Genomic DNA, 17,742 nt, shown 5'->3' on the forward strand with positions numbered 1-17,742 from the left:
TTGACCGGGGGCGTACTTCCGAATTTACGTCACGCAGGATGGCCTGTATAGGGCAGCTGCCCCGCCTAGGCGGAAATGGGGGAGAGGGCCAGCGCAAGCACGAAGCCCAGGGCGCAGGTGGCCAGTGGCGTCAGGCCCCAGAGCCACAGGATCCGGATGACCAGCTTCCGGTTGGTCACCGAGAAGTGCTGGTTTTCCCCCGCTCCCAGGGCCCCGGCCGTGACGGTGTGGGTGGTGGAGAGCGGCCAGTGCAGCCCGATGGCGCCCACAAAGAGCATCAGCGCGCTGAAGGTCTGGGCCACGGAACCACGCAGGGGATCGATCCTGGTGATTTTGTAGCCGATGGTGTGCGAGATCCGCCACCCCCCAAAGAGCGTCCCGGCAGTCATCATCACCGCGGAGAGCGCCGCCACCCAGGTGGGGATCCCGCCGTCGGAATAGCCTGCCGCCAGCAAGGCCAGCAGCAGCACCGCGCTCACGCGCTGCCCGTCCTGCAGGCCGTGCCCAAAGGCCACCGCGCCGGCCGCTACGGCCTGGCCCCGGCGGAAGCGCTGGTTGACAACGTTGGGCTGGGTGTAGCGGGCCACCCACGTGGCTGGATAGACCAGGAGGAAGGAGCCGCTGTAGGCCACGAGCGGGGAGAGCACCAGCGGCAGGACCACCTGGAACAGGAGCGACTGGTCCACGCCCACCACTCCCGGGCCGCCAATGGCCAGGCTGGCGAGGCCTGCGCCGGCAAGCCCGCCCACCAGGGCATGGGTGGAGGAAGCCGGGATGCCGCGCCACCACATCAGGACGCCCCAGGCGCAGGCGCTGGCGAGGCCTGCCACCAGGATGGCCAGGCCGTGGGGGCCGGACGGAAGGCTGATCCAGGTCCGGCTGACGGCGACGGCGAGCACGGCGCTGAGGAGCGCGCCGACAAAGTTGAAGAACGCGGCAAGGAGCACGCCCACGCTGGGGGTGAGGGCCCGGTTCCGGACTGCAAGGGCCACCGAGGTGGATGCGTCACGGAAGCCGTTCAGGAAGGCAAACGCCGCGGCCAGCAGGACCACGGCGCCGAAAATGACTCCCGCCACGTCAGGATTCCTTGACGATGATGCTGCCTACCTGGGTGGCCACCCGCCGCATATCCTTGGTGACCTCCACCAGCTGGTTGGCGATGTCCCGGTTGCGGGAGTACTGGGCCCACTTCATGTCCGCGATCATGTCCGCCACCCAGACGCGGTGGGTCCGCTCGGCCCGCTTGGCGAGGCGCAGGATTTCGATCCAGTAATCCTCGAGGTCGTCCAGGTCATTGAGCCTGCGCATGGCGTCAACGGTCAGCTCGGCCTGCCTGCTGATGATCTCCAACTGGTCGGCCGCGCGCTTGGGCAGGCGGTCCAGCCGGTAGAGGGCCACCAGCTCCGCCGCGGCGTCCATCTTCTCCATGGCCTCGTTGAGGTACCGGGACAGGGCGTACATGTCCTCGCGGGGGAGCGGATTCACGAAGCTCGTGCGCATGTGGGTCAGGAGCGCGAAATGCAGTTCGGCGGACTTGGCTTCGATGTTGTGCATGTCCTCAACGAGCTTGCCGTGCTCGTCCGCGGGTACGCCAAGGATCTCGGCCAGCGTGGCGGTGGCCAGCACGATCTGTTGTGCCATCTGTGAGAGCAGGTTCAGCCCTGCGGGCTCCTGTGGAAAAAGGCGCAGCTTCACGTGTTTACCGGTCTCCAGGACGTATCAAGGCGGGGGTTGCTGCCGTGTGACTTGACGCGGGCGCGCAACTGACGCTTACTCTACCGGCCCGTAACTGCACCCTCTGAATTGGCCACCTGGACGAGGGCAGAAAAATGGTGCCGAACCGGATACGCCTCTCGGCGGTAGGCCGCTCTAGGCGGCTAATTGTTGAAGCCCGGGGGTTTCGCGGCTCGGCACCGGTTTCAGTCTTCTACTTCGCCCGGCCCAAGTCAATCTTGACAGCGGGGCCTCGGTTCGTCCCGGAAATCAGGCCCTGCGGCGTAAAGGAGGGCTCAGTCCAGTTCGCCCAGGCGCCACGCGTTGGCCGCGTGTTCCAGGTCCTCGGCGGTCTTCACCAGCTGATGGGAGTTGCGGGTCAGCTTGCTGGCGTGTGCTTCGTTGGCATGCTCGGCGCCGTCGGCGAGGGTGGCCTGGCCGAGCGCAACCACGCGGCAGAAGGCAGCTGAACGTTCCAGCGCGACGTCGAAGTCGCCGTCGAAGGCGCCGGAAAGAATGGCATCTGCCATGGTGCGCATTTCGTCAGCGCCCGGCGGTTCAGCTGCGCCGGCCACCACGTTGGACACCTGGGCAGTGTCCCTGCCCGCGCGGAAGTAGACGGAGATGCGCTCGGGGTCCTGGACGGTGGCGGCGCGGAGTGCGTAGAGCCGCCACAGGGCGCCGGGAAGGGATCGGGCGGGGCTCTCCGCCCACATCTCGGCGATGGCATCCAGGCCCTGTTCGTCGGCAAGCTTCACCAGGCGTTCGGTGATCACGGGATCGTCGCTGTCGCGGCCATGGCGGACCAGGGCCTGGGCGGCGAGGTGGGCGGCCTCTGACACGCGGGCGGGATCGGCGCCGCCGGCAAAGGGCTCGAAGTCCATCGGAGCGAAGGGCTTGGGCTTGTGGTGCCGGTTGCTGCCGCCGTACGGACTGGTTCCTGCTTGCTCGCTCATGCCCCCCACGCTACTCCTGTGCCGCCGCGGAAATCGAGCATCCGCGGGGCTTGTCGGCTGCCGGCCGCAAGGGGCGGAAGGATGGCGTAAAAACGTACGACGGCGGTGCCCGGGACGTGTGCGAAGTGGCCGGAACCATGGGTTAGAGTATTAACGTCCAGAAATGGATTGGGCCGAACGGGCAGGCACAGCGTGTTTGACCGGCCGGCAGGGGCCTTTAGCTCAGTTGGTAGAGCATCGGACTTTTAATCCGTGGGTCGTGGGTTCGAGCCCCACAGGGCCCACCCAGCAAGACCACGAGGGTCCGCCGCTAACGCAGGCGGGCCCCAGTCTTTTAAGCATCCCGGTCAGCAGGTCCCCGGGGCAGACTCAACATTCCAGGTCAGGCAGCTACCACGGTCCCGTTTCGCGGCAATCCGTCCGGGAACGAAATGGGAATTGCGGAAGCCTGTCCCGGATCCGCCGAGTCCATGGCCTGCACGTGCACATGCGGTTCTGTGCTGTTGCCCGAATTCCCGCACCGCCCCAGCGGCTCCCCGCACTCAACCACCTGGCCGGGCTGGACGCAGACGCTCCCTCGCTTCAGGTGGCACAGGGCGATGAACACCCCGCCCAGCTCGATGATCACGTGGTTGCCCGCCAGGGCCGGCCATCCCTCCCGCACCCGCCGGGCCTGGGCCGTTGCATAGCCGATCGATGGGAAGCCGCGGTAAGCGGGGTGGTCCGGCTCCCCATCATGGGCGGCCCGCACCAGCCCGGCCACCGGCGCCGTCACCGTCCTGCCGAACCCGACGAAGTGGTCCGGCGGCTCGGGCCGGAACAGCGAGGCGACGGTGATTGGTGCAGAGTGCCGGTTCCCGTCCACCGGCGTGAAGTCGATGGCGAGATCCGTGGCAAAGAGCCGCGTCCCGTGGCTGGGGACCCGGTCCGCCGGTGAGTTCTGCACCAGCCAGGTGCCCGTGAAGGGATAGGCCAGGTCAACCGGGCCTGCCGGATTCACGGTTCAGCCGGCGGGGTCGTACTCGAAGACGCGCAGCTCCTGCGCGCAGCGGCAGGCCACCGCGGTCTGCCGGTAGGTCCCCCCACTTACGGTTCCGTCGCCGCAGGGAAACGACATCAGGTACTTGGCCATTCCGCCGGCTCCTTCAGCACACTCGGGGGATCACCCTCATCCTTCCCACCGGACCCCCGGTGCGCAAGGATCCAGCCACGATCCGCCGCCTGCCAGGTACGCCGGCGCGGGGACTGCAACAGGCACAATAGGCACATGGCAAAAACCAGCAAGGGCCGGATGCCGCGCCTGGAAGACGTGGCCAAGGTGGCCGGAGTCTCCCACCAGACCGTCTCCCGCGTGGTGAACAACCACCCGAACGTCAGCAAGGCCACCCGGGAAAAGGTGGAGGCGGCCATTGCCGAACTGGGGTACCGGCGCAACACCGCGGCCCGGAGCCTGGTGACGCGGCGCTCGCAGACCATCGGCGTGCTGGCCAGCGAGCTCTCCCAGTACGGCCCGGCCAACACCCTGGTGGGGGTTGAACATGCCGCCCGCAACGCCGGCTACTTTGTCAGCATCGCCGCCCTGCGGGAGGTCAGCAGGGACGCCATCTCGGACGCGGTGGGCCACTTCATGGACCAGGCCGTGGACGGGATCGCCGTATTGGTGCCGCATTCAGAAACCCTGGCCGTGCTGGAGCAGATGAACCTTCCGGTGCCCGTGGTGGCTGTCGGCTCCACCGGCAGCGCCTCGGTGAGCGGCGCCATGGTGGACCAGCGCGCGGGTGCCAGGCTCGCCGTCGAACATCTCATCAAGGAAGGGCACCGGCGGATCGGGCACATTGCAGGGCCACCGGACTGGACTGACGGCGCCGAGCGTGCCGAAGGCTGGCGGGCGGCGCTCCGCGAGGCAGGGCTGGACGAATCCCTCCTGGTGGAAGGGGACTGGAGCGCCGGGAGCGGCTACGCGATCGGCTGCGGGCTGGCATCAGGACTCACGGCCACGGCCATCTTCGTGGGCAACGACCAGATGGCCCTGGGCCTCCTGCGCGCGTTCACCGAGGCGGGCGTCAGGGTGCCCGACGACGTGTCCGTGGTGGGCTTCGATGACCAGCCGGAAGCGGGGTACTTCACGCCCCCGCTGACCACCGTCCGCCAGGACTTCGAGGAACTGGGGCGCCGCTGCATGGACATCATGCTTGAGGAAATCGAGTCGGGTGCCGCGGTGAGCTCCACCGTGGTCCCGCCGGAACTGGTCCTCCGCGCCAGCACCGCCGCCCCGGTGTCCGCCTAGAAGCCTCGGCAGCCGCCTGGAAAGGGCGGGATGGACGCCGGCAAAAGAAAACCAAAAAAATCTCCATGAATCTGCATCCAACTCCGGGCCTGCGCCGGTAGTAGGGGTGTCAGCAAAAATGCCCGGGGAGCCGGGCCGTTCAAGGAGATGGACATGCGCAACACAATCTTCACCGCAGGTGCCGGTGCGGCGGCCATTGCAGCCGCAATCGCTCTGGCCGGCCCCGCCAACGCAGCAGAAGGAGACGCCCAGCTCTCGGTGCTGCACGGGGTCCCCGGACTGACCGTGGACGTCTGGGTCAACGGCGACCGTACGCTGGATGACTTCACGCCGGGAACCCTAGCCGGGCCCCTGGCCCTTCCGGCGGGCACCTACGAGATCGCCATCACGGCAGCCGACGCCGCCGACGCATCCGCCCCCGCCATTGGTCCTGTCAGCGTCAACCTGGCAGCCAACGGTAACTACACCGCGGCCGCCCACCTCGGCGCAGACGGCAAGCCCACGGCCAGCCTGTTCACCAATGACGTCTCCCCGATCCCGGCCGGCAAGGGCAAACTGACCGTCCGGCACGCCGCCGCCGCACCCGCCGTCGATGTCCTGGCCGGCGGTACCGCCGTCGTCACCAACCTGGCCAACCCGGCCGAACAGACCCTGACCCTCGATCCCGGCACGGTCCCGGCCGCAGTTGCCGCCGCCGGGACCACCACCCCCGTGATCGGGCCCGCAGACGTCACGGTGGCCGAAGGGACGCACACCATCGTCTACGCCTGGGGCAGCCTGGCGGACCAGAACCTCAAGCTCGCCGTCCAGACCATCGAAGGCCTGCACACGTCTCCAGCCTCGGTACCCGGCGCCCTTGAAGGCTCCGCAAATGCCGATGGGACGGGTTCCCCGGTTGCCACCGCCGGGTTTGGCCTGGCAGCCCTGGCCTTGCTGGCCGGGGCGGTGGGTGTAGGCCGCGCCGTCCGCGCCCGGCGGGCGGAACTCTAACCGGCTCCGCTGAAGGCCCAGCCAAGCGCAGGGGCCCGGCCGCATATCCGCGGACGGGCCCCTGCGCCGGCCCATTTGTCCGCAATAGATGTCTCCAGGGAAGGGCGGCAGCCATGACAACACGCACGACGCCGGCAGGCGGGTACCGCCGTCGGCCTGCCTCAAGGGGTGCGGCAGCAGCGCTGGTGGCTGGGGTGCTGGTTCTCTCCGGCTGCGGTTCGGCCGCCCCGTCCACATCCGGGGCATCGTCCCCAGCGGCTGCAACCAGTTCCACGGCTTCGTCGGACGCCCGGCCGCCGCAGGCATCCGCCCCCAGCGGAGCTCCCCCTTCCAGCCCTGCCATTTCCAGCCCTGGCATTGCCCAGCCGGGGGACATCCCGCTCCGGCCGGCCACCCTGTCGGCGAATCCTGCCGCGCCGGCACCCATTTCGCTCACTGTGGCCGGCACGGCCATCGACATGCCGGTGGTGCCCGGGGGCGTGTCCGCCGGGGGAGCGATGGAGATTCCGGACGTGTTCGACCGTGCCGCCTGGTACAGGTTCGGCCCGGCGCCGGGCGCGGCCGAAGGTACCGCCGTCATCGCCGGACACATCGACACCACCTCGGACCGCGCGCCGTTGTCCGCCCTGAAGTCGCTCGCGACCGGAACCATCATCCGGGTGGGAAGGGAAGGCGCCTCCGCACTCACCTACCGGGTTGCGGGCGTGGAGCTGATGGCGAAGGACAAGTTCGACGGCGCATCCCTGTTCAGGCGGTCAGGGCCCCATGAACTCAAGCTGGTTACCTGCGGCGGCAAATGGCTGGACGAGCGGATGGACTACAGCGACAATGTGATTGTCACCGCAGTCCCTGCCTGAACCGGTCCCCGCATGAACCAGTTCCTGCACGGTGGGTGGCCAGCCATGTATCTCGTCGCCGAAGCCGGGAGGGAGCCGCCCGTGACGCTCCCCGGCCGCGCGTCCCCCGGATGGGATGACGGGCTCACCGCCTCTTTCCTGTCCGGCGATGAGCATGCGCTGGCGGCGGCCTACCGCGAGTTCGCGCCCCTGGTGCATACCTTGGCCCTCCGGTCCCTGGCGGACCGCGCTGCGGCGGACGATGTGACCCAGGAGGTGTTCATCCGGGTGTGGCGCTCGCGGAGCACCTTCAACCCGCAGATAGCCCGGCTCCCGGCCTGGATCGTCGGCATCACCCGCAATGCCATCGCGGATGCCCAGCAGTCGTCCGCCCGCGAAGCCCGCAAGGCCTACGCCGCCGCGGGCGCCGGCATGGCCGCGGATGCAGGGGCGGGAACGGAGGCCGCGGAAACGCTGGCGGACCGGCTGCTCCTGGACGGTGAACTGGAAAGGCTGGGAGAGCCCCAGGGGTCCATCATGAAGCTTGCCTTCTACGAGGACCTGACGCACGAACAGATCTCCCGGAAACTGGACCTGCCCCTTGGTACCGTCAAGAGCCACATCCGCCGCAGCCTGACCCACCTGAGAAGCAGATTGGAGGTAGACCATGCCGCATCTTGATCCGGAACAGTTGAGCCTCCTGGCGCTGTACGACGACTGGGATGACCCGGGCGCCCGGGAGCACCTCCTGGCCTGCCCCCAGTGTGCCGCCGACTATGCAGCCCTGCGCCGCACGGTGGAAGCGGTGAAGACAACGCCGGACACCAGCCGCCTGTCCGTCCCCGGGCCCCAGGTCTGGGCGGGAATCCATCGCGAACTTGGCCTGGGTGAGTCCCTCCGGGAGGACCCGCTGGCGGCGGAAGCGCCTGAAGAGGGCGGGACCAAGGAAGCCGGGACGAAGGAAGCCGGGGCAGCTCCTGGCGCCATGCCCGCATCCGGGGACGTGCCGCCGTCGAACGTTGTCCCGCTCTCTGACAGAACAAGTGGCGTCAAAACCAAGGGTGCCCGGACCCGGGGTGCGTGGTGGCAGCGGCCCGGCACGTGGCTGGCGACGGCGGCAGCTGCTGTCCTGGTGGTTTTTGGCGCCAACTGGGCCTTCAACCGCCCGCCCCAGCCCCAGGAGCTCGCGGCGACCCAGCTGACGCCGTTGGCACAGCATTCCGCGGCAGGCTCCGCCAAGGTGGTGGAGGCTGCTGACGGCTCCCGCAGCCTGCAGGTGAGCCTGGACAAGGATGAAGCCAAGGGCTATCAGGAAGTGTGGCTGATTGCGCCGGACCTCTCCAAACTGGTCAGCCTGGGCGTCATGAACTCAACGTCGGGAACGTTCCAGGTTCCCGCCGGCCTTGACCTTTCCCAGTACCCGGTAGTGGATGTGTCGGACGAGCCGGTAGACGGTAATCCCGCCCATTCCAGCGTGAGTATTGCCAGGGGCACCCTTACAACCTGATCGGTCAGGGCCTGATCAGTGCCCGGGCCCACCCGGCGAGCCTGCCCCACTGGGCCACGGTGGCGGCGGCCAGCAGCGCCGCGGCCGCATGCAGGTACAGCATCAGGTGGAGCGAGTGCGCGGCGGGAGCACCGGCCGACGGCGGCGCGTCTGCAGTGGGCGGGGTTCCGTGGCCGTGGCCCGGCAACGGAACGGCGCTGGCGGTGGAGAAGGCGGTGAAGGCAAGATGCAGCAGCTGCTGCGCGACGGCAGCCGCCACCAGGACCGCCCAGCCGGGAACCTGCGCCGGCGCCACCCGATCCAGGAGCACCGCACCAAGCCCCAGCAGCACCGCCAGTGCGGCAATGATGATGACCGCCGGCGCCTGGCCGCCGCCGCCCACATGGGCGGCCAGGCCAAGAGCGGTGCCCAGCGGTCCGGCCAGCCAGGTGAGGGTACCCGCGCGGGCGACCGCCGGATGCGTGCCTTCCATGCCTCCGCCCCTCCCGCGTTCCTTGGTCCTTGTTGTTCCCTACCCACCCCGGGGCCGGTGAACCATCATGAACCGGAAGCCGGTCAGCGGCCGAAGTGTGCGTGCGGCGCACCTTCCGGAAGGCGTTCCAGGATGTCTTCGGCCACCTTGCGCACCTTGATGTTCCGGTGGCTTGACGCCTTGGCGAGGATGGCAAACGCCTCCTGGTAGGAGCACCTGTTTTGCGCCATGATCACGCCGCAGGCCACATTGATGGAGGTGCGGCTGTCGAGTGCCGAGCGGAGATCGGTGGCCAGCGAGCGGGCAGTGTGCAGGTTGATGGCCATTTGGAGGCTCTTGGCTGCCAGCACTGCGAAGGTGCGTGCTTCCGCGATAACCTGCAGCGGGAAAGCCTTCGAGTCCTCAGCGAAGAAGGCAAGGGCGGCCCTTGACTGGCCTAGTTCGCTGCTGCCAGGGATCCCATCGTCGGCGGGAACGCCCGTGTCCAGGCGGAGCCTTACGGCAAGGGCGCTGCCAAAGCCGGCCGACTGGAGTTGGCTGGAATAGCGCCGCCAGCGGAAGTCCCCGTTCCTCTGGAGAACGGCCACGGGGTGGCCGCCGGACATCACATCGGTCACGGGGCCCTCGGCCGTTTCACGTTCCCAGTCCAGCAGGCGGGCCACCTCGTCAGTGGTGCCCGTGATGGCCGGAGCGCGTTTGGGCTGATGCAGCATCAGCCCGCACCCGACGTCGATCCCGGCCGTCCTGACGACGTGTGCGGCCGAAGCGGCAACCAGCAGGTCCAGGGAGTCGGCCAAAGTTGGGGCACCGTTGACCAGGTCCAGGAGGAGTGAGGTGTTCCGGGACGCGGCCTGTTCGTGGCTGCCCGCCACGGTCAGCGGTGCGTGGCCCCTCCGGGAGAGCGGAGGGGCTAGAGGGCCGGCGACGGCTGGGGGAGAGCCCTTGGTCTCGAAGGACTCCTCGTCGCCGGCCCCGCCTATTACCCGTGTCCGATGGACCGGGAAACCTGGGCCGATTTGTGGTGAATGATGCATTGCCAGTCTCACACCCCCCTAGTGAGCCAAAACCGAGAGCTTGAAGGTCTTGCCTCTGTGAAAAAACTAATTGCCCTCCAGCCCCGGGTGAATGCGTAGCTGGTACCTGTCTTTTCGATTAGGTAGTACTTGGATGCCCCCGGTCCGGGGCCTTTCCCTGCATTGCGGCAGGTCCAGCCCGCGGCCTGGTTCTCCCGCATGCACCGGACGCCCGGGGCCGAATACGCGGCAAAACACTTGACTCAGGAAGCGGCACCCCAAAGAATGCTTCTATAACGTTGTAGAAACTATCCGAGGATGCCTCCGTGACACAGCCAGAACCCGCCGCAGCAAAAATCACCCTCGACCCGTCCTTCATCGTGGGGCCCGTCCGCCGTCGTACGTTTGGCGCCTTCGTTGAGCACCTTGGCCGGTGCGTCTATACCGGCATCTTTGAGCCGGACCACCCGGACGCCGACGAGGACGGCTTCCGCAAGGATGTCCTGGAGCTGACCCGGGAGCTGGGCGTCTCCACCGTCCGCTACCCGGGCGGCAACTTCGTCTCCGGCTACCGCTGGGAGGACGGCGTGGGCCCGGTAGAGCAGCGCCCCGTCCGGCTGGACCTGGCCTGGCACTCCACCGACCCCAACACCGTGGGCGTGGACGAGTTCGCCAAGTGGTCGGCCAAGGCCGGCGTGGAACCCATGATGGCCGTGAACCTGGGCACCCGCGGCGTGCAGGAGGCACTTGACCTCGTGGAGTACTGCAATATCGACGGCGGGACGGACCTTTCAGAGCAGCGCCGCACCAATGGCGCGGAAAAGGGCTACGGCATCAGGATGTGGTGCCTGGGCAACGAGATGGACGGCCCCTGGCAGATCGGGCACAAAAACGCGCTGGAGTACGGCCGGCTGGCAGCGGACACTGCCCGCGGCATGCGCATGATCGACCCCGGCCTGGAACTCGTGGCCTGCGGCAGCTCCGGACCCAGCATGCCCACCTTTGGGGAGTGGGAGCGTGTGGTCCTGACCGAAACCTACGAACTCGTTGACCTGATCTCGGCGCACCAGTACTTCGAGGACTTCGGCGACCTGCAGGAACACCTGGCTGCCGGGCACAAGATGGAAGCGTTCATCCGCGACATCGTGAGCCACATCGACCACGTGAAGTCAGTCAAGAAGTCCAGCAGGCAGGTGAACATCTCCTTCGACGAGTGGAACGTCTGGCACATGAGCCGTGACGAATCCAAAGTGCCCGCCGGCAAGGACTGGCCGGTGGCGCCGGTGCTGCTGGAGGACACCTACACGGTGGCCGACGCCGTGGTGGTGGGTGACCTCCTGGTCACGCTGCTCCGGAACACGGACCGTGTCCACTCGGCCAGCCTGGCGCAGCTGGTGAACGTCATCGCACCCATCATGACCGAACCCGGAGGCCGGTCCTGGAAGCAGACCACCTTCCACCCCTTCGCACTGACCTCCCGGTACGCCTCCGGTACGGTGCTGCAGCTCGCCACCGAATCGCCGCTGGTCAGCGGCGGCACGACGGCCGGCTTCGCCGCGCTGTCCGCCGTCGCCACCTATGACGCGGACAAGGGCCAGGCGGTGGTGTTCGCCGTCAACCGCTCGGCTGACCAGGCGCTCACGCTGGACGCCGCCGTGGCCGGCCTCGGCAGGGTGCGGGTGGTGGAAGCTTTGACCTATGCGAACAAGGATCCTTACTGGCAGGCCACCGCCGACGATTCCACCTCCGTCCTGCCCTCGGAAAACGGCACGGCAAAGGTGGAGGCTGGCCGGCTCACCGCCGAACTTCCGGCTGTGTCCTGGTCCATGATCCGGCTGGCCGTGGAGTCCTGACCGGCTCAAACACCTGAGGGTGTGCTTATGACGACGGCGGGCCGCAGGTGGGAGGATGGACGGCATGGAACTGCACATCACGGGCGATCCCGCCGCGGACAAGTTGTTGAGTGAGGACGACTTCGCCCTCCTGACCGGCATGCTGCTGGACCAGCAGGTGACGATGGAATCCGCCTTCGCCGGGCCCGAAAAGATCCGGGCCCGGATCGGGTCGCTGGAGCCCGAGGCCATTGCAGCGCACGATCCAGCCGCGTTCGTGGAGATGTTCAAGGAGCGGCCCGCCGTCCACCGCTTCCCCGGTTCCATGGCTGCGCGCGTGCAGGCGCTCGCCGGGGCGGTCCGGGACGAATGGGACGGCGATACTGCCGCCATCTGGACCAAGGGCTCGCCGGACGGCGCAGAGGTGCTGCGCCGGCTCAAGGCGCTGCCCGGTTTCGGGGAGCAAAAGGCGAAGATCTTCCTGGCCCTGCTGGGCAAGCAGCGTGGACTCGAGGCACCCGGTTGGCGGGAAGCCGCCGGCCATTACGGCGAGGACGGTGCGTACCTGTCGGTGGCCGACATCGTGGACCCGGAATCCCTGGCCAAGGTGCGTGCCAGCAAGCAGGCTGCAAAGGCAGCAGCAAAGGCAGGAAAAGAACGTTAATGGCAGTCACCATGAACGACGTCGCGAGGGCGGCGGGCGTCTCCCTGAAGACCGTTTCGAACGTCCTGAACGATTATGAATTCATCCGCCCAGCCACCAAGCAGCGGGTGCAGGATGCCATCGCGGAACTGGGCTACGAGGCCAACCTCACCGCCCGCAGCCTGCGGTCCGGCAAGACGTCCACGCTGGGCCTGGTCCTGTCCGATCTTTCCGCCCCCTATTACGCCGAACTGGCGTCGAAGCTGATGAAGGCTGCCGCCCGCCACGGGTACCGGGTAATGGTGGAGCAGTCCGACGCCGAGGCCTCCGCCGAACTTGGTGCCTTGCAGGGGACCTTCCGCCAGCTCACCGACGGGCTGCTGTTCACGCCGCTGGTGGTGGACGCGGATGCCATTGCCGCGCGGGCGGGCAAGAAACCGATGGTGATGCTCGGCGAGCACATCGTGGATCCCCGTTTCGACCTGGTGACCATGAAGAACGAGGAGGCCGCGGCTGCGCTCACCACCCACCTGCTGGCTGGCGGCCGCCGTCGTATCGCCGTGGTGGGAGCCAGCACCGGGGAGTCCGCCGGGACGGCGGGCCTGCGCCTGAACGGGTACCGGAATGCGCTGGCGGAAGCGGGCATCCCCTTCGACCCCGCGCTCGTGGCACCCGCTGAATGGCGCCGCGATACGGGTGCTGCCGCCGTCGCCGGTCTGCTGGAAGCGGGCGTGGAGTTCGACGCCGTCTTCGGACTGAATGACGTACTGGCGCTGGGCGCCATGCACGAGCTGCTGGTCCGCGGCGTCAAGGTCCCGAAGGACGTGGCGGTGGCGGGCTTTGACGACATCGACGAAGCGCGCTTCGCGTCCCCCTCACTCACCACCGTCTCGCCGGGCATGGATGAGATCGCGGAGCGGTCCATCACCCTGTTGCTGGACCGGATCGCCGGCCGCGAGCCGTCGGAACAGGGCGTGCACGTGGAAGCCGGGTTCGAACTGAAGGTCAGGGAATCCGCGCCCTAGGGTTTCGCAGCCCCGCAGGCGGGTAACTTTCCCTCACCACCCGCCGGCCCACGGACTCAACGAGGAAAGGTGCCCCCATGATCGCCCTCCTGGTCATCGACATGCAAAACGCATTCTTCGAAACGCCCGAACTGGCAGCCCAGCAGGACCGGGTGGTCAGCGAGTGCAACCGGCTGCTGGAAGGGTTCAAGGCCGCCGGACACGCGGCGCTCCTGGTAGGCACCGAGCACGAGCGGGACAAGTCCACCTGGACCCTCAGCATGCTCGACGACGACCAAGGCTTCATCTTCCGCGGGAGCGGGCAGGCCCAGTCGGTGCCCGGCCTCATCAAGGAGGACCTGCCCCAGTTGAACAAGACCCGGGACAGTGCCTTCGTGGGAACCAACCTGCTGGCCCGGCTGCGGAACTGGGACGCCGACGAAGTGGTGCTCGCCGGTGTCTCCACGCACAACTGCATCGCCCAGACCGCAGCCGACGCATTCGCGCACAACATCCGGGTCACCTACGCCAAGGACGCGATGGCCTCCGAAGCCGACCAGGACGCTGCAGACATGCTCCGCATCCTCTCCGCCACCTACCGCCAGCCCATCCAGTCCAGCGACGAGATCCTTGCCCGGCTCAGCGGGGCGGAGTAGCCTCCCACCGTTGGGGCACATCCCCAGCTTTCGTTGATACTCCTGAAACCTGGCGGAAACGTGACCCGCCTACGCTGGCAGCACGCCGCAGGCCGTCGAAGGGAACCCCATGCATCTCATGCCGCGTGAGCAGGAAAAACTCCTGATCGTGGTGGCCGCCGACCTGGCCCGCCGAAGGCAGTCCCGCGGCCTCAAACTCAACTACCCCGAGGCCGTGGCCATCATCAGCTACGAACTGATCGAGGGCGCCCGCGACGGCAGGACCGTGGCCGACCTCATGAGCTACGGCACCACCCTGCTCACCCGGGCCGACGTGATGGAAGGCGTGCCGGAGATGATCCACGACGTCCAGATCGAAGCCACGTTCCCGGACGGCACCAAGCTGGTCACCGTCCACAACCCCATCCGCTAAGGAGCGCGGCAATGATTCCAGGCGAGTACGTCCTGCGGCCGGAACCCGTGACCGCGAATGCGGGCCGGGAGGCAATCGAGGTGGCCGTAACCAACACCGGCGACCGGCCCGTCCAGGTGGGGTCGCATTACCACTTCGCCGAGGCCAACGCGGCCCTGGCCTTCGACCGCGAGGCGGCTTACGGCCGGCGCCTGGACATCCCGGCAGGAACAGCGGCTCGCTTTGAGCCGGGGGATTCACGGAACGTGCGGCTCATTGAGCTGGCTGGGACCCGCGAGGTGCATGGGCTCAGCAATGCGGTCAATGGAAGGCTCGACGACGGCACCCGGCAAAGCGGGCCTGTGATGGAAGGGGACGGCGAGTGAGCTTCGAGATTCCGCGCAGGCAGTACGCGGACCTCTACGGGCCGACAACCGGGGACAAAATCCGGCTGGCGGACACCGAACTCTTCCTTGAGATCGAAAAGGACTTCACCGTGTACGGCGAGGAAGTGGTGTTCGGCGGCGGCAAGGTGATCCGCGACGGCATGGGGCAGAACGGCCAGTCCACCCGTGACGGGGACATTCCGGACACCGTCATCACCAACGCCGTGATCCTGGACCACACCGGCATCTACAAGGCAGACGTGGCGCTCAGGGACGGCCACATCTTCCGGATCGGCAAGGCCGGCAACCCGCAGATCACCGACGGCGTGGACATCGTGATCGGCTCAAGCACCGAAATCATCGCGGGCGAGCGGAAAATCCTCACCGCCGGCGGCATCGACACCCACATCCACTTCATCTCACCGGACCAGGTCCCCACTGCCCTGGCCAGCGGCGTGACCACGATGATCGGCGGCGGCACAGGTCCTGCCGAAGGCACCAAAGCCACCACGGTGACGCCCGGAAAGTGGCACATCCAGCGGATGCTGCAGGCGGCCGAGGCGTTCCCCATGAACATCGGCCTGTTCGGCAAAGGCCACGCATCCGCCGTCGAACCCCTCGCCGAGCAGATCCGTGCCGGTGCCATCGGGCTCAAAGTCCATGAGGACTGGGGTGCCACCACCTCCTCCATCGACACGTCGCTGAGGGTCGCCGACGAGTACGACGTCCAGGTGGCCATCCACACCGACACCCTGAACGAGTGCGGGTTCGTGGAGGACACCATCCGCGCCATCGGCGGCCGCGTCATTCACACCTTCCACACCGAAGGCGCCGGCGGAGGGCACGCACCGGACATCATCAAGATCGCCGGCATGCCCAACGTCCTGCCCGCTTCCACCAACCCCACGCTCCCGTACACGCGCAACACCATCGAAGAGCACCTGGACATGCTCATGGTGTGCCACCACCTCAACCCGGACATTCCCGAGGACGTGGCCTTCGCCGATTCCCGCATCCGTGCCGAGACCATCGCCGCGGAGGACGTCCTGCAGGACCTGGGCATCTTCTCCATCACCTCCTCCGACTCCCAGGCCATGGGCCGGGTAGGCGAGGTCATTACCCGCACATGGCAGGTGGCGGACAAGATGAAGAAGCAGCGCGGGGTGTTGGAAGACAACGACGGCGGGGCGCACGGCAGTGCGGACAGCGACAACTTCCGGCTCAAGCGCTACGTGGCCAAGTACACCGTCAACCCCGCCATCGCGCAGGGCATCGCGGATTCCGTAGGCTCAGTTGAAGTGGGCAAGTTCGCGGACCTGGTGCTGTGGGACCCTGCGTTCTTTGGGGTCAAACCGGAACTGGTGCTCAAGGGCGGGCAGATCGCCTACGCCCTGATGGGCGACTCGAATGGGTCCATCCCCACCCCGCAGCCGCGCACCATGCGGCCCATGTTCGCCACCTTCGGCAAGGCTGTCCAGCAGTCCTCCATCACCTTCCTGTCCAAAGCAGCGATCGACGCCGGCGTGCCCCGGGAGCTGGGCCTGGAGAAGGTCATCCGGCCCGTCTCCGGAATCCGCAACCTCACCAAGGCCGACCTCAAGTACAACGACGCCACCCCCGACATCCAGGTTGACCCCGAAACCTACCAGGTGACGGTGGACGGCGAGGACGTCACCTGCGAACCGTCCGACGTGCTGCCCATGGCCCAGCGGTACTTTCTCTTCTAAGCCCTCCCCGAAAGAAACCACGTGATCATCGACAAAGTCCTGGGCAACCTGCACGACCTGCCGGACTCCGACCTCGCCGCCTACGCCGGCCTGCACCGCGAAAAAATCGTCCTGCCCAGCACCCAGCTGGTCAAACGCATCCAGCGCGCCACCACCGACCACGGCAGGGAAATCGGCATCCGCCTCCCCTCCGGCTCCGGCGACCTCCGCGACGGCGACATCCTCCACGTCACCGAAACCAATATGATCGTCGTCTCCGTCCTGCCCACCGACGTCCTGGTCATTGCACCCCGGACCATCCACCAAATGGGCGTCACCGCGCACTCCCTCGGCAACCGGCACCTCCAGGCACAATTCTTCGACGCGGACAGCGAGTACGGGGCCGCCGTCATGGTGTGCGCTTACGACCACACCGTCGAGGACTACCTCCGCCACAACGCCGTGCCCTACACCCGCCAGGAACGCGTCATGCCCGTGCCTTTCCGCCATGCTGAACACAGTCACTAACTCAGCGTCTTCGGCTCCTTCGGCGAGCGCCGGCGCGGGGGCTTCGGCGGGTGATAGGGGCCGTGCCCGCTTCGCGGTGCCCGCCACGCCGCGGCCCCTATCACCCGCCTCCGCCGAGTTGAGCAGGCACGTCGCCTTGGGAGCGCAGGTATGAGCTATCAGCTGGCGCTGCAGCAGTTGGTTGATTCAGCCTTGCCTACTGGGGCTTTTGCTCACTCCCTTGGGTTTGAGACTTATGTCGACGGTGGGGGTGTTTTTGATGAGGGTTCTTTTGGGGTGTGGCTGTCTGCTTTTGTGGCGCAGTCGCTTACTTACTCTGATGGGCTTGCTATTCGGCTTCTGTATGAGGGGGGTGATCTTGGGGAACTGGATTCGCTTTTGTCTGCTTCCCTTTTGCCGCGGCAGGTCCGGGAGGCCAGCGTGAAGATGGGCGGGCGGTTGCTCGAGATTGGGGCTGAGGTGTTTCCCTCGCCTGCGCTGGAACTGTACCGGGACCTGGTGGCCACGGGCCGCGCCGCCGGGCACCAGCCGCTGGCCTTCGCCGTCGTCGCCCGCTCCCTGGGCGTACCGCAGCGGGAGGCGCTTGCTGCCTACCTCTTCGCCACCGTTACCTCGCTCACCCAGAACGCCGTCCGGGCCATCCCGCTTGGCCAGAACGCCGGGCAGCGGGTGCTGCGGAAAGCGCACGACGACGTCGCTGCCGCCCTCCACGCGATCGCGCACCTCACGCCGGACGACCTTGGCGCAGTCAGCCCCGGACTGGAAATTTCGCAAATGCGGCACGAACGCCAGCGTGCCCGGATGTTCATGAGCTGACTGTGC

The 17,742-nt window shown here is 67.3% G+C and carries 21 protein-coding genes and 1 tRNA gene; 15 read left to right on the top strand and 7 right to left on the bottom strand.

The window, feature by feature from the left end:
- Positions 1 to 65: 65 nt before the first annotated feature.
- The 3 genes from ACR65J_RS17580 to ACR65J_RS17590 all read right to left on the bottom strand — a co-directional run bounded on the left by ACR65J_RS17580 (position 66) and on the right by ACR65J_RS17590 (position 2,669).
- Entirely contained in the window at positions 66 to 1,076 is a 1,011-nt protein-coding gene (locus ACR65J_RS17580) for an inorganic phosphate transporter (RefSeq protein WP_440171475.1), read from the bottom strand.
- 1 nt (position 1,077) lies between these two features.
- Positions 1,078 to 1,695: a DUF47 domain-containing protein gene (locus tag ACR65J_RS17585; RefSeq protein WP_159634237.1), complete on the bottom strand. Its 618-nt coding sequence runs from the start codon at positions 1,693 to 1,695 to the stop codon at positions 1,078 to 1,080.
- 314 nt (positions 1,696 to 2,009) lie between these two features.
- The gene (locus ACR65J_RS17590) at positions 2,010 to 2,669 is read right to left on the bottom strand and encodes a hypothetical protein (protein ID WP_440171476.1); all 660 of its coding nucleotides are present in this window, start codon (positions 2,667 to 2,669) and stop codon (positions 2,010 to 2,012) included.
- Between the two features lie 211 nt (positions 2,670 to 2,880).
- Here ACR65J_RS17590 and ACR65J_RS17595 point away from each other — a divergent pair.
- A tRNA-Lys gene (locus ACR65J_RS17595) sits at positions 2,881 to 2,953 on the top strand.
- Positions 2,954 to 3,051: 98 nt separating this feature from the next.
- Here the strand turns inward: ACR65J_RS17595 and ACR65J_RS17600 are convergent.
- Complete coding sequence (locus tag ACR65J_RS17600) at positions 3,052 to 3,669, bottom strand: M23 family metallopeptidase (protein WP_440171478.1); 618 nt, start codon at positions 3,667 to 3,669, stop codon at positions 3,052 to 3,054.
- Between the two features lie 3 nt (positions 3,670 to 3,672).
- The gene (locus tag ACR65J_RS17605) at positions 3,673 to 3,801 is read right to left on the bottom strand and encodes a hypothetical protein (RefSeq protein ID WP_440171480.1); all 129 of its coding nucleotides are present in this window, start codon (positions 3,799 to 3,801) and stop codon (positions 3,673 to 3,675) included.
- A gap of 135 nt (positions 3,802 to 3,936) precedes the next feature.
- Between ACR65J_RS17605 and ACR65J_RS17610 the strand changes: the two genes are divergently transcribed.
- From ACR65J_RS17610 to ACR65J_RS17630, 5 genes are all read left to right on the top strand, one after another.
- On the top strand, positions 3,937 to 4,956 hold the full coding sequence (locus ACR65J_RS17610) for a LacI family DNA-binding transcriptional regulator (RefSeq protein ID WP_440171482.1): 1,020 nt from the start codon (positions 3,937 to 3,939) through the stop codon (positions 4,954 to 4,956).
- A 153-nt stretch (positions 4,957 to 5,109) separates the two neighbouring features.
- Entirely contained in the window at positions 5,110 to 5,946 is an 837-nt protein-coding gene (locus tag ACR65J_RS17615; RefSeq protein ID WP_440171484.1) for a DUF4397 domain-containing protein, read from the top strand.
- A gap of 113 nt (positions 5,947 to 6,059) precedes the next feature.
- Positions 6,060 to 6,803: a class F sortase gene (locus tag ACR65J_RS17620; protein ID WP_440171486.1), complete on the top strand. Its 744-nt coding sequence runs from the start codon at positions 6,060 to 6,062 to the stop codon at positions 6,801 to 6,803.
- A 45-nt stretch (positions 6,804 to 6,848) separates the two neighbouring features.
- Positions 6,849 to 7,463, top strand: coding sequence for an RNA polymerase sigma factor (locus ACR65J_RS17625; RefSeq protein ID WP_440171596.1), 615 nt, complete (start codon positions 6,849 to 6,851; stop codon positions 7,461 to 7,463).
- Positions 7,450 to 8,289 (top strand): anti-sigma factor, encoded by an 840-nt coding sequence (locus tag ACR65J_RS17630; protein WP_440171487.1) that lies wholly within the window; start codon positions 7,450 to 7,452, stop codon positions 8,287 to 8,289. The genes ACR65J_RS17625 and ACR65J_RS17630 overlap by 14 nt, the downstream gene beginning before the upstream one ends.
- A 4-nt stretch (positions 8,290 to 8,293) precedes the next feature.
- Here ACR65J_RS17630 and ACR65J_RS17635 read toward each other — a convergent pair whose 3' ends face one another.
- Together ACR65J_RS17635 and ACR65J_RS17640 are read right to left on the bottom strand one after the other, a co-directional pair.
- Positions 8,294 to 8,761 carry a hypothetical protein gene (locus ACR65J_RS17635; RefSeq protein WP_440171489.1) on the bottom strand — a complete coding sequence of 156 codons (468 nt, stop codon included), beginning with the start codon at positions 8,759 to 8,761 and terminating at the stop codon, positions 8,294 to 8,296.
- An 83-nt stretch (positions 8,762 to 8,844) separates the two neighbouring features.
- Positions 8,845 to 9,795, bottom strand: a complete 951-nt coding sequence (locus ACR65J_RS17640) for an ANTAR domain-containing response regulator (RefSeq protein ID WP_440171491.1) — start codon at positions 9,793 to 9,795, stop codon at positions 8,845 to 8,847.
- Positions 9,796 to 10,100: 305 nt separating this feature from the next.
- On the opposite strand from ACR65J_RS17640, the gene arfA reads away from it, so the two are divergent.
- The 9 genes from arfA to ACR65J_RS17685 all read left to right on the top strand — a co-directional run bounded on the left by arfA (position 10,101) and on the right by ACR65J_RS17685 (position 17,736).
- Positions 10,101 to 11,627, top strand: coding sequence for an arabinosylfuranosidase ArfA (gene arfA / locus ACR65J_RS17645; RefSeq protein ID WP_440171493.1), 1,527 nt, complete (start codon positions 10,101 to 10,103; stop codon positions 11,625 to 11,627).
- 55 nt (positions 11,628 to 11,682) lie between these two features.
- Positions 11,683 to 12,270: an HhH-GPD-type base excision DNA repair protein gene (locus ACR65J_RS17650; RefSeq protein ID WP_440171495.1), complete on the top strand. Its 588-nt coding sequence runs from the start codon at positions 11,683 to 11,685 to the stop codon at positions 12,268 to 12,270.
- Complete coding sequence (locus tag ACR65J_RS17655) at positions 12,270 to 13,274, top strand: LacI family DNA-binding transcriptional regulator (protein ID WP_440171497.1); 1,005 nt, start codon at positions 12,270 to 12,272, stop codon at positions 13,272 to 13,274. Before ACR65J_RS17650 ends, ACR65J_RS17655 begins: the two co-directional genes overlap by 1 nt.
- Before the next feature lie 77 nt (positions 13,275 to 13,351).
- Positions 13,352 to 13,909 carry a cysteine hydrolase family protein gene (locus tag ACR65J_RS17660; protein ID WP_440171499.1) on the top strand — a complete coding sequence of 186 codons (558 nt, stop codon included), beginning with the start codon at positions 13,352 to 13,354 and terminating at the stop codon, positions 13,907 to 13,909.
- Between the two features lie 109 nt (positions 13,910 to 14,018).
- Positions 14,019 to 14,321, top strand: coding sequence for an urease subunit gamma (locus ACR65J_RS17665; protein ID WP_324643838.1), 303 nt, complete (start codon positions 14,019 to 14,021; stop codon positions 14,319 to 14,321).
- 11 nt (positions 14,322 to 14,332) lie between these two features.
- Positions 14,333 to 14,686 (top strand): urease subunit beta, encoded by a 354-nt coding sequence (locus ACR65J_RS17670; protein ID WP_440171502.1) that lies wholly within the window; start codon positions 14,333 to 14,335, stop codon positions 14,684 to 14,686.
- On the top strand, positions 14,683 to 16,413 hold the full coding sequence (ureC, locus tag ACR65J_RS17675; RefSeq protein WP_440171504.1) for an urease subunit alpha: 1,731 nt from the start codon (positions 14,683 to 14,685) through the stop codon (positions 16,411 to 16,413). The genes ACR65J_RS17670 and ureC overlap by 4 nt, the downstream gene beginning before the upstream one ends.
- A gap of 21 nt (positions 16,414 to 16,434) precedes the next feature.
- Positions 16,435 to 16,920, top strand: coding sequence for an urease accessory protein UreE (gene ureE, locus ACR65J_RS17680; RefSeq protein ID WP_440171506.1), 486 nt, complete (start codon positions 16,435 to 16,437; stop codon positions 16,918 to 16,920).
- Between the two features lie 150 nt (positions 16,921 to 17,070).
- A complete protein-coding gene (locus tag ACR65J_RS17685) occupies positions 17,071 to 17,736 on the top strand; it encodes an urease accessory protein UreF (protein WP_440171508.1) in 666 nt (221 codons plus the stop codon).
- The last annotated feature ends 6 nt before the right edge of the window (positions 17,737 to 17,742 follow it).

The sequence above is a fragment of the Arthrobacter sp. SAFR-044 genome, from assembly GCF_059414985.1.

Coding starts and splice junctions, on each gene's coding strand:
- ACR65J_RS17590 (WP_440171476.1), bottom strand. CDS start 2,669: ATGAGCGAGCAAGCAGGAACCAGTCCGTACGGCGGCAGCAACCGGCAC.
- ACR65J_RS17605 (WP_440171480.1), bottom strand. CDS start 3,801: ATGGCCAAGTACCTGATGTCGTTTCCCTGCGGCGACGGAACCGTAAGT.
- ACR65J_RS17610 (WP_440171482.1), top strand. CDS start 3,937: ATGGCAAAAACCAGCAAGGGCCGGATGCCGCGCCTGGAAGACGTGGCC.
- ACR65J_RS17615 (WP_440171484.1), top strand. CDS start 5,110: ATGCGCAACACAATCTTCACCGCAGGTGCCGGTGCGGCGGCCATTGCA.
- ACR65J_RS17620 (WP_440171486.1), top strand. CDS start 6,060: ATGACAACACGCACGACGCCGGCAGGCGGGTACCGCCGTCGGCCTGCC.
- ACR65J_RS17625 (WP_440171596.1), top strand. CDS start 6,849: ATGTATCTCGTCGCCGAAGCCGGGAGGGAGCCGCCCGTGACGCTCCCC.
- ACR65J_RS17630 (WP_440171487.1), top strand. CDS start 7,450: ATGCCGCATCTTGATCCGGAACAGTTGAGCCTCCTGGCGCTGTACGAC.
- ACR65J_RS17635 (WP_440171489.1), bottom strand. CDS start 8,761: ATGGAAGGCACGCATCCGGCGGTCGCCCGCGCGGGTACCCTCACCTGG.
- ACR65J_RS17640 (WP_440171491.1), bottom strand. CDS start 9,795: ATGCATCATTCACCACAAATCGGCCCAGGTTTCCCGGTCCATCGGACA.
- ACR65J_RS17650 (WP_440171495.1), top strand. CDS start 11,683: ATGGACGGCATGGAACTGCACATCACGGGCGATCCCGCCGCGGACAAG.
- ACR65J_RS17655 (WP_440171497.1), top strand. CDS start 12,270: ATGGCAGTCACCATGAACGACGTCGCGAGGGCGGCGGGCGTCTCCCTG.
- ACR65J_RS17660 (WP_440171499.1), top strand. CDS start 13,352: ATGATCGCCCTCCTGGTCATCGACATGCAAAACGCATTCTTCGAAACG.
- ACR65J_RS17665 (WP_324643838.1), top strand. CDS start 14,019: ATGCATCTCATGCCGCGTGAGCAGGAAAAACTCCTGATCGTGGTGGCC.
- ACR65J_RS17670 (WP_440171502.1), top strand. CDS start 14,333: ATGATTCCAGGCGAGTACGTCCTGCGGCCGGAACCCGTGACCGCGAAT.
- ACR65J_RS17685 (WP_440171508.1), top strand. CDS start 17,071: ATGAGCTATCAGCTGGCGCTGCAGCAGTTGGTTGATTCAGCCTTGCCT.